Here is a 15750-nt window from a genome sequence, read left to right on the forward strand (position 1 = left end):
AATAGACTTATTATGAAAAGAACAGCCTATCTGTTGCTGCTGGCAATGTTACTCTCTTTTGCCGGTTCAGTGAAAGCAGATGAAGGGATGTGGATCCCAATGCTTATAGGGAAGAACTATGAGCAAATGAAAAAGCAGGGTTTTAAACTCACCGCACAGGACTTGTACAATGCCAACGGGTCATCCCTCAAAGATGCCATCGTACATTTCGGTGGGTTCTGTACCGGAGAGATCGTGTCAGATAAAGGCTTAATCTTTACCAATCATCATTGCGGTTATGATGCTGTTGCTTCAAACTCTACACCAGAAAACAACATCCTGGATAACGGTTTCTACGCTAAAAATTATGGAGAAGAAAAGCCGATCAATGGTCTTTTTGTTCGTTTCCTGAGAAGGATGGAAGACGTAACAGCTAAAGTTAATGAAGCAACAAAAGGATTGAATGGTGCTGAAAAAGCAGCAAAAATGAATGATGCATTTGCGGAAATCGCTAAGGTAGCGGTAACAGGGCCAACGATTGAAGCCAACGTTAAGGATTTTTACAAATCCAATCAGTTCATTCTTTTTGTTTATGAACGTTTTGACGATGTTCGTTTGGTGGGTGCTCCACCACAAAGCATTGGTAAATTTGGCGGTGATACAGACAACTGGGAATGGCCGCGTCAAACCGGAGACTTTTCTGTGTTCCGTGTATATGCAGGTAAAGGAAATGTTCCAGCTAAATATGATGTTGCCAATACACCTTATACTCCAAAAAAATTCTTACCAGTTTCTATAAAGGGTGTTCAAAATGGAGATTTCTCTATTGTGTACGGTTACCCGGGCCGTACCGACCGGTACCTGACTTCTTATGGCGTAGATTTGGCAACAGAAAAGGTAAATCCAACCATTGTTAAGCTTCGCGATATCCGTCTTAAGGCCTGGAAAGAGGAAATGAACAAAAGCGTGGACACCCGCTTAAAGTTATCTTCTGAATATGCTAATATTGCTAATTACTGGAAATACTATATTGGGCAAACAGAACAATTGAAAAAATTAAAGGTTTCTGACTCGAAAAGAAGAGAAGAAAAATCCTTTACAGAATGGGCGGCACAGAAAACCGAATTTGCCGGTTTAATGGAACAGTATGACCAGATCTATAAAATGCTGGAACCGATTGCTGTGCAGAGAACCTACATCAATGAAGGCTTCCTGGCTTCTGCGTTTGTACCCAGCACGATTAGTCTGGGCAATGCATTAATTGCGATGCAGCAAAAGAAAGATGATGCAGCCTATGTTCAGCAGCTACAAGGTCGATTGGGTAAAGCAGTAGAAAAATATAGTTCTACATACAATGAGACAGCGGATAAAAAGATTCTGGCCAAAATTCTAGCATCTTTCTATGCAGATGTACCTGTAAAATCACAACCGAAATTTTACGCGGCGATTGCTGAGAAATACTGGACAGGAAATCCGGAAACTACTTTTGAAAAGTTTGCAAATTACCTGTGGGAGAACAGTAACTTTATCAAACCAGAGAAACTGGCTGCATTTATTGCTTCTAATCCTTCTGTTGATGCAGTGAAAAATGACCCGGCTTACGCTTATGCCATGAACCTGCTCCCTGCAGAATATGTGAAGAATAATTTTGGTTCTATCGTATCTGATTTTGAAAATAAAAAAGCAGAACTGGACCATTTATACTTAAAAGCCATCCTGGAAAAGAACAAGGATAAATTGATGTATCCTGACGCCAATTCTACCATGCGTTTGTCTTATGGCAACGTGCAGAATTATTCACCTAAGGATGGAATGACCTATAATACGACAACAACGATAGAAGGTGTTATGCAGAAATACATCCCTGGCGACAGTGAGTTTGATCTGCCGGCTTCTTTAATTGAAAACTACAATAAGAAGAATTTTGGACAGTATGGAAACGACGGAACATTAACAGTTGGTTTCATTACGAACAATGACATTACTGGTGGTAACTCCGGATCTCCTGTGATCAACGGTAACGGAGAACTGATCGGTCTTGCTTTTGACGGAAACTGGGAAGCCATGAGTGGTGATATCGCTTTCGATAAGAAGTTTAAACGCACCATTTGTGTAGATGTGCGGTACGTATTGTGGTGTATCGATGTGTTGGGTGGTGCCAAAAACATCATCAACGAACTGGACATCAGAAAAGATGCACCTAAAGCTGCAATAAAAGCTTCAGGCAAGAAAAAGTAACCAGATTAAACATAAAAAAAGCAGGCTATCCAATTGGATAGCCTGCTTTTTTTATGTTTAATCTTTTTTTCCTGCAATCATCATATGAGGACTCATGGATAGGATAGAAGGATCACGTTCAGTCATCTTCAACAAACCCATAATAGCCTCCTTTTTAGCAGGTATGGACCGGGTTTCAAAATATTTACTGTCCAGCCAGATCATTCCTTCCACCGCTATAATATCAAGTACTGTGAAGCCAGCCGTTTCAAATTCATTCCTCAGTTCTTCCGGTTTATGGAAATAAGCCTCAGGTAATAGGCCTGGCCAATTCTGTGGCGGATTGTGAATCCCCGTCTGTAATTCCTTTTTGCACATTTCATAAAAACTAGTCTCATGGATCATGCCGTTAAGTAAGCCGGCAATGGTAGATGCGGTATAATTAATTGCAAAACCAAGTACTGTACCTCCAGGCTTTAAGACCCTTAACGCTTCTTTTACAGAAAGAATCCGGTCCTGTTTAGACTGTAAATGGTATAAAGGACCATGTAAGACCACTACATCAGCGGTGCCCGAAGAAATATCCAGGCTTCTGGATTCCCCAAGCAGACACTGAAAAGGTTTTTTTAATTTGGAAGCCCTTAGCTTGGCTTGTTTAATATGCTTGGCTACCGGATCTACCAAATAGACCATATGACCCAACTGGGCAAGCCATTCTGCGTAAATTCCAGGGCCACCGCCAACATCGATGATCGTATCCTTTCCCGATGTACTCAAATAACGTCCAATCAGTTCTGTATTTCTTTCATATTCCAGCGGACCTAGACCAAGACTTAACCGGTTCTCTTCAGAAGTTTTAGAGTAAAACTGATCAATATCTTTACTGATCAAATCTGATGATGCCATATTCAGACGAATTTTTAATTGCTCTGTTTAGCTGCCTCTTTAGCTTTCTTCTTAAAGAAACCTCTAAACAAGAAGTTACTCTGTAACGCTTCGAGATCTTCATCCAGTTTTTTACTGCTGGTTTCGAGGTTCAGCATAATTGATTTCACCTGGTCAGCTGTTTTAGGATCATTCAGTAATAAACCTACAGCATTGTCTTTCTGGTTCAATTTACCAGATGCCGTATTGAGGTTTTCTGTCATCACTGCAGCAGATTTTGCTGTTTTTTGTAGTTCATTTACTGAAGCCTGTAATTTAGCAAAAACTGCAGTATCTGTCAGTAATTTATCTGCCAGACCACCTTTTGTGTTCATTTTTTTAGAAAATTGATCCAGTTGTGCCGACATCCGGTGTGCAGACTCAGTAGTGGTTTTCAGGTTCTCCACGATAGCTTTAAAATTGGCAGCGATCTGTTGATCTGTCAATAAAGCACCTGCAGCACCTTTTCCTTCCACCAATCCTTTAGACAATTCCTTAAAATTGGAAGTGATCTCTACCAGGTTCTTATTATTAACCTGGAAAGTTTTCATAATATCATCTGTAGAAAGTGTTGTATTTACCCTTAACTTGTCTCCATCCTCCACAAAAGGAAATTTAGGACTACCGCCGGTAATCACAATGATCTTATTTCCAATTAATCCATCGGAGCCAATACTGGCAGATGCATCTTTATGGATATATTTGTGCGCTTCTTCCTCAATATTCACAAAAACCTGTACCTGAGAAGTACCATAAAACTGGATTTTCTTAATGGTGCCAATTTTTACCCCTGAGAACCATACGTTGTTTCCTGTTTTAAGCCCTTGTATATCATCAAAAACAACATTTAATGTGATGCTCTTGATAAAAGCCTTTTTTTGACTGCCCAGCGTAAAAATTCCGACAATAAAGATCAGTAATCCGATGATCAGGAAAAGCCCAACTGTTATTTGTCGCCGATTGTCCGTTAATTGCATATGTTTTATTGTATAAAATTATATTCATAAAAAGGTTTTACCCTTTCATCGTTTGTATTAAACACTTCTTCAAAAGTTCCCTGGTGTTCAAATTTTCCATCCAGGAGCATAGCCACCCTGTTTCCAACTGTTTTGGCACAGGTAAGGTCGTGGGTAATGACAATGGAACTGGTATGATAACGTTCCTGAACTTCATTGATCAGTTTATTGATCTCAATACAAGTGATAGGGTCCAGACCAGCAGTAGGCTCATCATAAAGCATAATCTCCGGTTGCAGGATCAGTGTTCTGGCAATACCAATTCTCTTTCTCTGGCCGCCTGAAAGTTCAGAAGGCATCTGATTAATAGTTTGCAGTAGACCTACCGCATCCAGTACACTTTCTACAGACTTATTAATCTCTGCCTTCCCCAGGTTTTTTCTGTTTCTCACCAATGGAAATTCCAAATTTTCCCTTACTGTCATACTGTCGTAAAGCGCGCTGTTTTGAAAAGAAAAGCCTACTTTTAAGCGTAGAGCCAAAAGTTCTTTATAGGAAATCTCGTCTACTATATTGTTCAACACGCGTACCTGACCTGCATCCGGGGTTAGCAATCCGATAATGATCTTAATCAAAACGGATTTTCCCGTACCAGATTTACCAAGTACCACTAAATTTTCTCTTTTATATAAATCGAGGTCTACACCTTTAAGTACGTGAAAATTACCAAAAGATTTGTTCAATCCCCTGATTTCAATTACTTTTTCCTGCTCGAAGTTTGTAGAGGGTTTTTGCTCCATAAAATGATCAGGTTCTAAATAAACTGAAAAACTGCACTGACACTACTTCTTCTATAAAAATGAGGAACATTGCAATTACCACCGCAGAATTTGCAGCTTTACCTACACCTTCGGTTCCTTTTGAAGAATTATATCCCTGATAACAGCCTACCATACCAATGGTGAAACCAAAAAGCACCGCTTTTATGGTTGAAGCAGTAATATCCAGAAATGTAATTTGCTCCAGGGAAGTCTGAAAAAAGGCTTTGGCACTGGTACCTTCGCTCATGGAAACATTAAGCAGAGCCCCAAGCATACCTACAAGAGCGGTATAAAAAGTCAAGATAGGAATAGTTATCGTAGCGGCCATTACACGCGTAGAGACCAGGAACTTAAAAGGATTGGTTGCCGATACCTCCATGGCATCAATTTGTTCTGTTACCCGCATAGAACCTAATTCCGCACCAATACTCGAGCCCACTTTACCCGCAGCGATCAGGCCCGTCAGTAGAGGTGCCAGTGTCCTGAGTAACGCAATCCCAACCAGGGAAGGGAGCCAAGATGTGGCACCGAACTCCGATAGAGAAGGCCTGGATTGCTTTGTAAACACCACACCCGTTATAAAACCAGTGGTCGAGATTAGTAATGCTGAACGATACCCGATCTCATAGCATTGCCTCAGCAGTTCTTTCCCTTCATAAGGAGGCAGAAAGCCTTCTTTGAAAAAACGCATGATAAACCTGTTTACTTCATATACGGTCATAAACATCCTGGCAAATTTGCCGGGCGTTTTAACCTCTTCATTCAACGCGGGGGAATTTTCAGTGCTCTCCATTAAGAGAAATAGTATATTTTGTTAGTACGATATAAACCAATTGTTGTTATCAAACCTTGAGCCAAAGTTAATAATAGCTGACAAGTTCTCACTAAATAATTGAATTTACTGCAAAACAGTAACAGATGTTATCGCTTCCTAAATCGTTTGCGCTAAATTATTTCATTTTTAAACTAAAATATCATTAGTTTTAAACTTAAATGATCAGTAACCATCTGAAATTTTGAGACCTATGTCAGGACATCAAACCCTTAATGATGAAGAATTAGTTGTACTCCTGAAGAAAGGTAACGAGGCTGCATATACTTTAATATTTGATCGTTTTTATGGCCTTCTCTTTGCCCATGCAATAAAAATGTTGCAAAATGAAGATGAGGCCAAGGACGTAGTTCAGGAACTTTTTGAAGTTTTATGGACTAAAAGGCATGATTTGATTCTAAAGGGAAGCTTATCTTCGTATTTATATGCTTCGGTAAGAAACAGAATTTTAAACTGCATTTCTCATAAAAAGGTAGAGTGTAAATACCTCGAATCTCTTGGCAGGTTCATGGGGCAGGAAAATGAACACACCGATTATTATGTAAGAGAGCGAGAACTCAAGCGGATCATAGAAGCTGAAATTGGTGCATTACCTTTGAAAATGCAGCAAATATTTAAACTGAGCCGAGGAGAATATCTCTCACATAAGGAAATTGCTACCAGATTACAGATTTCTGAACTTACCGTAAAAACTCAGGTAAAAAGAGCTTTGAAGATTCTTAAACCTAAACTTGGGTTTATTCTTTTTGTTCTTAGTCTGCTCAAATGGTGAGCATTCTTTAGTCAATATCATTTTTTTTAATCTCTTGTACCCCCAGTACCCCCACTTTACTGTCTTATAGCGAAACTCTCTTTTTGAGGGTAAGCCAAATGTTAAACCTATGCAACAAGATCCTAAACTATTGTTGAAAAAATATATGGACGGAGAATGTTCTGAAGAAGAGAAAGCTATTGTAGAAAGCTGGTATCAGGAACTGAACAACATCAATGCTCATCATAGCTTGAATAACCATCCGAACAAGGATTTGGTTGAGCAGACTAAGAAGGAGGTTTGGAACACACTCTCCGTACATAAAAACAAAAATAAAGGAACCTTTTTATGGTTAAAAATAACCAGTGCTGCTGTAGTCCTGATCCTGCTCTCCGTTTATCTTTTTCTTCCAGATCAAAAGTCTACCCTAACCAGGCAAGTCGCAAAGATCAGTGATATTGCACCAGGTGGTAATAAAGCTTTCCTGACTCTGGCCAATGGAAAAAAAATATCGCTGACAGATGCAGCTAATGGAGAATTGGTTAAGGAGGCCGGTCTGGTGATTCAGAAAAAAGCAGACGGCCAACTTATTTATACCGCGGGAAACTCTGCCGGCTCTGCTTCGGGTAGCCAGTATAACATCATCGAGACCCCAAGAGGCGGCAAATATCAGATCAATTTGCCGGATGGTACCAGGGTCTGGTTAAATTCAGGCTCTGCTTTGAAATACCCACTGAATTTCACGGGGCATTTCAGAAAAGTTGAGTTGAAAGGAGAAGGTTATTTCGAAGTTGCAAAAGATAAAACCAAACCTTTTTTAGTTAAAACTACACAGCAGGAAGTAGAAGTTCTGGGTACACATTTTAACATCAGCAGTTATACCGATGAGGCAGTTGTTAAAACGACCTTACTGGAGGGCTCTGTAAAAGTAAAAGCCACCCTTGTCGATTCAAAAGTAAGCTCACAGGAGATTCTGAAACCAGGGCAGCAAAGTCAGCTTAGGTCAAATCAGTTGAAAATAGGCCCGGCCGACCTGGAGTCTGTTATGGCCTGGAAAAATGGAGATTTTGTTTTTGAAGGTGATGACCTGAAAAGTATTATGAGGCAATTGTCCAGATGGTATGATGTAGAAGTAATCTATCAGGGGAATTTTGAAAATCTCCATTTTGGAGGTTATGTATCCCGGTCAAAAAATATCTCTTCCGTGCTAAACATTATGGCTTCTACAGGTAAAGTCCATTTTAAGATCAGCGATAAAAAAATTATAGTAACCAATAATAAATAAGCATGAAAACGAGCATCCATATAAAAGCACCCTAGACGAAGAAAGGCCATAAAAAACCGGAAGTGCTTCGAACCACTCCCGGCTAAGATCATTGGGCTTACCCTCTAACAGTTAATTTTCGTTTAAACCCAACTAACCAAATGTATGAACTTTTGCAAACAAACAGTATGTAAGCCACCAGGCTTTGTACACAAATTTCTGTTGATAATGAATTCTGCTTTTCGCAGAATCAACGAGACAGATAAAAATAAACTCATTATGCGAGTTAAATTCACCATAATTTTATTGACCACAGCCTTTTTGCAATTTGCACAGGCCGGCAAAGCCCAGCGCATTACCATTTCGAAAAAAAATGCCAGCCTTGAGCAGGTATTCAAGGAAATCCGGAAACAAAGTGGATATGATTTCTTTTACGATCTGGAGGACATCAGAAAAGCAAAGAATGTTGATCTTTCTGTACATAATGAATCATTAGAAGAGGTTTTAAAACGCTGTTTCGAAAACCAGCCTTTCACTTTCACCATAAAAGACAAAGCAGTTATTATAAAGGAAAGTCCTCAGATCCAGGTGAAACTTAATCCTGCACAGAAAGTAGAACTGAAAGGTAGGGTTACAGACGAAAAAGGTGGCCCGTTGCCAGGAGTAAGCGTAAAACTAAAAGGCAGCAATATTGGTGCAATGACAGATACGAACGGGAATTATGCATTATCGCTGCCAGACGGAACCGGTGTACTGCTGTTTAGTTTTATTGGATACGCACCACAAGAAGTTCCTGTGAATGGAAAAACCATAGTGAATGTAGTGCTGAAAGAAGAAAATAAAGCACTTACAGAAGTAGTTGTAGTGGGGTATGGTACGCAAAAGAAGGTAAATCTTACCGGTGCCGTGGCCTCTGTTACAGGTTCAGAACTTACCACCAGGCAAGCACCCAACACCACCTCTTTACTGCAAGGCAGAATGCCGGGGGTCCAGGTCATCCAGAATTCCGGACAGCCAGGCGCAGAAAATGCTGGTATACAGATTCGTGGTCAGGGTACTTTCAGCGGTGCAGGTAACGATCCGCTGGTCCTGATTGATGGGGTGGAAGGTAACCTAAACAATGTAAATCCAAATCAAATTGAGAGTGTTTCAGTGCTTAAAGATGCAGCTTCGGCGGCGATTTATGGATCAAGAGCAGCCAATGGGGTAATTCTGGTGACCACCAAGTCCGGTAAGGCAGGACGATTGAATATTGATTACAGTTATAATTTCGGCAGTCAGCGGGCAACTTCAGTTTATGACAGGATCACCAATTCTGTAGAGTTTATGGAACTGCTCAATAAGGCTATCGCTTACACTGGTACTAACGCAAACCAAGCCTATAGTCAGGCACAGATTGATGCTTATCGTCAGGGTGCCATAAGCAATCCTGCACAATACCCAAGCTACGACTGGATGGATGCCATCTTTCGTACAGCACCTATGCAACAGCATTTTCTAAGTGTAAATGGTGGCAAGGAAGGAACTACATACAATTTTGGTGCAGGCTATCTGAACCAGGATGGTATTCTTATTGCCACGGGTTACAAAAGATACGATGCCCAGTTTAATTTTAAAACGAGCCTGAACAAGAAAGTAACTTTTGGAACCAATATTGCCTTTTCCAAAGGAAACAGGAACGAAACAGCCCTAAATAACAACTTCGATGGCAATTCTACGGAAGACCAGATATTGAGTGCCTTGGCCGCCCACCCAACTTATGCTCCAACTTTACCTGATGGAAGTGGCCGATATTCCTCAAAGGCATATATATTTGAAGGAGGAAATAAAAATCCTGTCGCCACTGCCGAACATGGAGGTCGTTATATCAATAATTATTATACGCTGGCTTCGGCATTTCTTGATATAGACATTCTTCCCGGATTAAAAGGAGAGATCAAAGGTGCGGTTAAATATAACGACAAGCAAACCAAGGTACATGTGGTAGGTATACCAGGCTACATGTTTCTTCCGGATGATAAAGGACAGTATGCGTATAATACACAATGGAACGGAACTGTGGGAGAAAACAACCTGACCGTACGGAGTGAAAAAGATGTTCAGTATACCATTTTTGGAACCTTAAACTATACCAAAACCTTTGCGGAAGACCATAATTTCAGTGCTTTGCTAGGCCTAAGCCAGGAAACGTTCAGATATGATCGTTTACAAGGTTTTAAAAGAAATGCGCCTTCAGATGATATTACGGAATTGGGTGCTTATTCTCCCGGTGGGCAGCTTTCTGATGGCTTCGCTTATGAGTGGGCTTTACAATCTGTTTTTGGAAGGGTAAATTACAACTACAAGGAGAAGTACCTATTGGAAGGAAATTTTCGTTATGACGGTTCTTCACGTTTCCCGGATGGCAATAAATGGGGATTCTTTCCTTCTGCCTCAGCCGGATGGAGAATTTCACAGGAAGACTTTATGAAATCTGTGAAATGGGTAAATAGCCTGAAGGCCAGGTTATCCTGGGGCCAGGTAGGTAACCAGAACGTCAACCGTACCCTTAGTGGAGAACAAATGCCTTATCCTTATCAGGAAGTGCTCAACCCGGTTTTATACAATATTGGGGGTTCCCTGCAGCAAGGTGTTACTCAGACCGACCTGATCAACAGGAACATTACCTGGGAAACGACTACAGTAACCGATTTTGGTGTTGATTTCAGTCTGTTCAATTCCAAGATCTCCGGTTCCGTAGACTGGTATTCCAAATATACCAAAAACATCCTCAGAGCATTGCAGGTTCCTGATTTTATTGGGATTGCCGGCCCAACCGTTAATATGGGTGAAATGAAGAATACAGGTTTGGAATTCTCTCTGGGTTACGAAAACAGAGATCATAACTTTCATTACAAAGTACAGGGAAATTTCGAGACCTATAAAAATAAAGTCATGAAATTCGGTGCCAGAGAGATTGACAGCAGTAATGGTTATATCCGTCAGGAAGGTCTGCCATATAATTCTTACTATATGTATGTGTTTGACGGTATTTACCAGAACCAGTCAGAGATTGATAATGGGCCAACACCATTGGTTAAACCAAAGCCGGGCGATATGAAATACAAAGATGTTAGCGGACCAAACGGCGTGCCTGATGGAAAGATCACAACTGATGACAGGGTAGTAGTAGACGGAGCCTTTCCAAAATTCAATTACGGTCTTACTTTTAATGCAGACTATAAGAACTTTGACCTGAGCTTTTTCTTCCAGGGGGTGCAGGGACGCAAGATCTATGTGAAAGAGTGGGGAATAGCGCCATTCAGACAGGCGGGGCCACCTCCAACTTTCTGGAGAGATGCCTGGGACGGAGAAGGAACTTCCAATACGATTCCTCATATCTTTAATGAAAACTATGCCCCGGATACTCAGGTGTCCGACTGGTGGTTACAAAATGCCTCTTATCTAAGGCTGAAAAATCTGCAGCTGGGCTATAATTTTCCTGCAAAGGTTCTGAATAAAGTCAAAATACAAGCATTGAGGCTTTACCTTTCAGGAGATAACCTGCTCACTTTTACCAGCTTCTTTAAAGGAAGTGATCCCGAACGTGCAGCTGCAAGTGGGCGTGCAGCCATCTATCCACAAGCAAAAATTTATTCAGTAGGAGTGAAAGTAACGCTTTAACAAGATGATGACTTTCTTAAACCATAAAAAAAAGAATCCGATGAAGACCTATATAAAATTGATCTGTCTGCTGATACTGAGTACCTTGGTCAGCTCCTGCAAGAAAACGCTGGATAAAGACCCACTCGCCAATCCAGACTCTGCAAACTTCTGGAAAACAGAAGGTGAAGCCAATAAAGCATTAATTGCTTGTTATTTTAAACTTAAGGAGCCTATTTTTTCCAATGGTCCAGGTCAAAGTGGTAACTCTCTGTATTGGGAAGCCCTTTCTGACAATGCTTCCAACACCTCCAACTACGAATCTTTTGATCTTGTGATGAGAGGAGAACACAATTCAGCGACCACGGGTATCGTTAGTAAAAGTTTTACATTCGGCTTCCAGGGGGTTGCCTATTGTAACTATTTTCTGGCCAATGTAGATCGGGTAAGTACGATGGCCGAGACTACCAGAAATAAGATGAAAGGAGAGGCTCTTTTCTTACGTGCCTACTTTTACAACGATCTGACCCAGCTCTACGGAGACCTTCCACTGATTTTGAAACCTGCAACCCTTGATGGAGATTTTATGCAGACACCCAGATCACCGAAAGCTGATGTGGTTACTCAGATCCTGAAAGACCTGGACTTAGCCATCTCTTACCTTCCTGCCACAGCTTACACCGATGGTCGCGCAGTAAAAGGATCTGCAATTGCTTTAAAAACCAGGGTGTTACTTAATAATCAGCGTTATGCTGAGGCTGCTGAAACAGCCTGGAGTTTAATTGGAGATGCCTCTAATCCATTTCGTTTGTCCAGCAATTATTCCGGACTCTTTTTCGGAGATCAGATCAACAATAAAGAGATCATGTTCTCCGTACAATTTAAGGCTCCTGATGATTATCATTCGTTAGACCAGGTGATTGGGGGAAGAATGTCGGTATTTCCAACTGTAGAGCTCCGAAACGCCTATGAACCGGGAGATCCAAGATTAAAAATGACCATATTCGAGGCCGGCGATCCCTGGGCTTATAACCCTGGTGGTTTTAAGCAAAGCGGCAGTACTGCTGAAGGTCAGATTCCTTATACCAATATGGCCTTTAAAAAATGGGTCAATACAGCAATCAATAATGCTTCCGGGGCAACTTTAAGCGATCAGCACATGGTCAAGATCCGCTATGCAGATGTATTGCTCATGTATGCAGAAGCGATGTTTGAAAGCGGCCAAGGTGGAGATGTAAGAGCATTGAAAGCCCTGAACGATGTAAGGGCAAGACCAGGAGTAAATATGCCACCAAAAGTAGTACTGACCCGCGACATTATCAGAAATGAGCGAAGAGTAGAACTGGCCTTTGAGGGGCTTCGTTACAATGATCTGATCCGCTGGAAAATTGCAGACCAGGTCATTCCTTCGGTTGCCTATGATTCCAAAGGAACTAAGCGGAAATTCAAATCTTACCTGTTTCCGATACCATTGGGTCAGATGGATATTATGAAAGGTGTCTGGACACAAAACACAGGTTTTTAAGTCAAATGTTATGACCCGGATCAAAATTATACTTTCGTTGTTGCTGCTGGCAACAGCGAAAGTTTGTTCAGCAGATCAACCTACCGTTCAGAGTCCAGATCAGCTGATCCGTTTTAAGCTTTTTGTTCAAAACAAGCAGCTGAGCTATAGTGTGCGCTATAAAGGTCAACTGGTGGTTGGTCCTTCTCCCATCCGGATGTCTGTAAATCAGACCCCGGTAAACAGGGAGGTGCAGATTGGAAAAATACAAGCCTACCAGCTCAATGAAAATTATTCCTGGTATGGCGTTCATTCCACTGTACAGAACCATTTTAACGCTGCAAAAATTGCTCTATCGGCAGGTAGAGTAAAATATACTGTAGATATCCGTGTGTTTAATGACGGGGTTGCCTTCCGGTTGATTGTTCCCGGTAAAACCGGCGTAGAAAGAATTGTAGGAGAGTCTACTGTATTTACCCTTCCAGAAGGAACAACAGCCTGGTACCACAATATCAATGCGCATTATGAAGGTGTATATGAAAAACGGAATATGGATATAGTGAGAAGAGGTGATTGGGCAGCACCACCGGTTACTTTCCAGCTCCAAAAAAATTCTTTTTATCTTTCCATCACGGAAGCGGATTTGAAAAATTATGGCGGAATGGCGCTTCAAACCGACGGAAAAAGAGACTTGGTCTTGAGACTGCCTTCTGAGCAACCCGTTTCTTATCCATATAAACTGCGTTACAGCGCTGCAGATACCTTGAGGCTCTCCAAACCTGCACGTATAAAGGGAACAATTACAACCCCTTGGCGAGTGGTCATGATCGCAGAGAATCTCAATAATCTGGTCAACAACGATATGGTTCACAACCTCTGCCCGCCGCCAGATCCAAAAATATTTCCCCAGGGTATAAAGACCTCCTGGATAAAACCCGGGCCAGCCGTTTGGAAATACCTGGACGGAGGAGGGCAAAGCACATTAGAGGAGATGAAAGAATATTCCAGATTAGCTGCTGATTTAGGCTTTAAACATAATATTCTGGAAGGATTCTGGCATAAATGGACCGATGCCGAACTTCGCGAACTGGTGCAGTATTCCGCAGTTAAAGGCATTGATATCTGGCTCTGGGAACATTCTAAGAATTTATGGGATGGGGGTAAAAGGCATGCTTTGTTTCAGCATTGCCATGACCTGGGAATCCGGGGGCTGAAGATCGACTTTTTTGATCATGAAGCGAAAGACGTTATTGATTTATACCAGGCTATTCTCCGGGAAACGGCTGGTCTGCAAATTATGGTTGATTTTCATGGAGCTAATAAACCGACCGGGCAGGAGCGAACCTGGCCAAATGAATTGACACGGGAGGCTGTAAAAGGTATGGAAGCCAGTAAACTGGCCGACCGGGCAACGCACGAAGTAACCCTTCCTTTTACTAGATTTATTGCCGGTCCTGCAGAATATACACCAGTGAATTTTGGTGAACGCCGAAAAAATACAAGCTGGGCACACCAGGTGGCAAGTGCCGCTATTTTAAGTGCTCCATTGCTCACCTACGCAGCCAGCCCTGAACATCTGTTGCAAAACCCGGCTGTGGAAATGATCAAAAGTATCCCTTCGGTATGGGATCAGACCGTTGTCTTACCAGGTTCGGCAATAGGCGAAATGGCAGTGTTTGCCAGAAGGAAAGGAAATACCTGGTTCCTTGCCGTGATGAATGGTGCCAGACCAAAAAATATAGATATCCAGCTTGATTTTCTGGGCAATGGCAGTTATAAAGTGTTGGAAATTAAAGATAAAACAGGGCAATCTGATGCTGTTGAGGTATCGAATACGAGCTATACCATGCACAAGATCATACATCTTGAACTGAGAGAAGGAGGAGGATACATCGCTAAATTTGAAAGATAATGCCAGTAAAACATCAAATATATTTGCTATTTATGTTCTTGCTTTTTGCAGGATTATCCGGCTATGGGCAAATAAAGGGCAGCCTGTGGGACACCAAGCCCATCTATAAAGTACCTGCCTATAAAATGCTAAGCAAGGATTCTGTGCAGACACTGGTTTACGATGGATTGCCCTACAAAGGACATCGGAATAAGGTATTTGCTTATTACTGCAGCCCGGGCATGCTCAGCGGTCAACCAGCAGAAGACAGGAATTTGCCTGCTGTGGTACTGGTGCATGGAGGAGGAGGAACAGCCTTTAAACAATGGGCTATACTTTGGGCGAAGAAGGGCTATGCAGCAATCGCTATGGATTTAAGGGGAAATGATGGAAAGAGAAAACATATAGATGGTGGTTTTGAAGAACCAGATAACAAGACTCCATATTTTACCATAACCAAAAACAGAGAAGAGCAATGGATGTACCAGGCTGTTGCGGATGTCATTCTTGCGCATAACCTGATCCGGAGCTTTAAAGAAGTAGATAGTAGCCGCACAGCACTAACAGGTATCAGCTGGGGCGGGATCATCAGTAATGTACTTGCAGGTGTAGATAAACGGTATAAAGCAGTAGTGCCAGTGTATGGCTGCGGTTTCTTGTTCGAGAACAGCGCGATGCGGAAAGATCTGGACAAGTTGAACGATAGTGACAGGAGCACCTGGATCAGACAATACGATCCTTCCCAGTATATCGGGAGGGCATCCATGCCTGTTTTGTTTATCAACGGTACAAACGACGGGAATTTTTTCCTGGATAGTTATGCTAAAACTTACGATAAAGTAAAAAATAAAATCCTTTCCATCAAAATAGGGCTAAAACATAACCATGCATATGGCTGGGGAAACCAGGAAATTTACACTTTTATAAACAGCTATCTCAATGGTACACCAGGTTTGGCCCGGCTGACTG

The 15750-nt window shown here is 41.7% G+C and carries 11 protein-coding genes; 7 read left to right on the forward strand and 4 right to left on the reverse strand.

Annotated elements, in window-relative coordinates; genetic code table 11:
• Positions 1-9: 9 nt before the first annotated feature.
• Complete coding sequence (locus DBR11_RS05095) at positions 10-2217, forward strand: S46 family peptidase (RefSeq protein ID WP_108550528.1); 2208 nt, start codon at positions 10-12, stop codon at positions 2215-2217.
• A gap of 57 nt (positions 2218-2274) precedes the next feature.
• Here the strand turns inward: DBR11_RS05095 and DBR11_RS05100 are convergent, their stop codons facing one another.
• From DBR11_RS05100 to DBR11_RS05115, 4 genes are read right to left on the reverse strand one after another with little or no spacing between them, the layout of a single operon-like run.
• Positions 2275-3102: a class I SAM-dependent methyltransferase gene (locus DBR11_RS05100; RefSeq protein ID WP_108550529.1), complete on the reverse strand. Its 828-nt coding sequence runs from the start codon at positions 3100-3102 to the stop codon at positions 2275-2277.
• A gap of 14 nt (positions 3103-3116) precedes the next feature.
• Positions 3117-4097: an MlaD family protein gene (locus DBR11_RS05105; protein WP_108550530.1), complete on the reverse strand. Its 981-nt coding sequence runs from the start codon at positions 4095-4097 to the stop codon at positions 3117-3119.
• 5 nt (positions 4098-4102) lie between these two features.
• Entirely contained in the window at positions 4103-4876 is a 774-nt protein-coding gene (locus tag DBR11_RS05110) for an ABC transporter ATP-binding protein (protein WP_108550531.1), read from the reverse strand.
• 7 nt (positions 4877-4883) lie between these two features.
• On the reverse strand, positions 4884-5690 hold the full coding sequence (locus tag DBR11_RS05115) for an ABC transporter permease (RefSeq protein WP_108550532.1): 807 nt from the start codon (positions 5688-5690) through the stop codon (positions 4884-4886).
• A gap of 232 nt (positions 5691-5922) precedes the next feature.
• Here DBR11_RS05115 and DBR11_RS05120 point away from each other — a divergent pair, with 232 nt between their 5' ends.
• From DBR11_RS05120 to DBR11_RS05145, 6 genes are all read left to right on the forward strand, one after another.
• Entirely contained in the window at positions 5923-6501 is a 579-nt protein-coding gene (locus DBR11_RS05120; protein WP_108550533.1) for an RNA polymerase sigma factor, read from the forward strand.
• 109 nt (positions 6502-6610) lie between these two features.
• Positions 6611-7765: a FecR family protein gene (locus tag DBR11_RS05125; RefSeq protein WP_108550534.1), complete on the forward strand. Its 1155-nt coding sequence runs from the start codon at positions 6611-6613 to the stop codon at positions 7763-7765.
• A gap of 258 nt (positions 7766-8023) precedes the next feature.
• Positions 8024-11407, forward strand: a complete 3384-nt coding sequence (locus tag DBR11_RS05130; protein WP_108550560.1) for a TonB-dependent receptor — start codon at positions 8024-8026, stop codon at positions 11405-11407.
• A gap of 40 nt (positions 11408-11447) precedes the next feature.
• Complete coding sequence (locus tag DBR11_RS05135) at positions 11448-12911, forward strand: RagB/SusD family nutrient uptake outer membrane protein (RefSeq protein ID WP_108550561.1); 1464 nt, start codon at positions 11448-11450, stop codon at positions 12909-12911.
• Positions 12912-12921: 10 nt separating this feature from the next.
• Complete coding sequence (locus tag DBR11_RS05140) at positions 12922-14802, forward strand: glycoside hydrolase family 97 protein (RefSeq protein ID WP_108550535.1); 1881 nt, start codon at positions 12922-12924, stop codon at positions 14800-14802.
• Positions 14803-14834: 32 nt separating this feature from the next.
• Positions 14835-15750 (forward strand): S9 family peptidase (locus DBR11_RS05145; protein WP_199233762.1); only part of this gene is annotated, 916 nt, incomplete at its 3' end.

This window comes from Pedobacter sp. HMWF019 (assembly GCF_003061025.1).
Classification (GTDB): domain Bacteria; phylum Bacteroidota; class Bacteroidia; order Sphingobacteriales; family Sphingobacteriaceae; genus Pedobacter.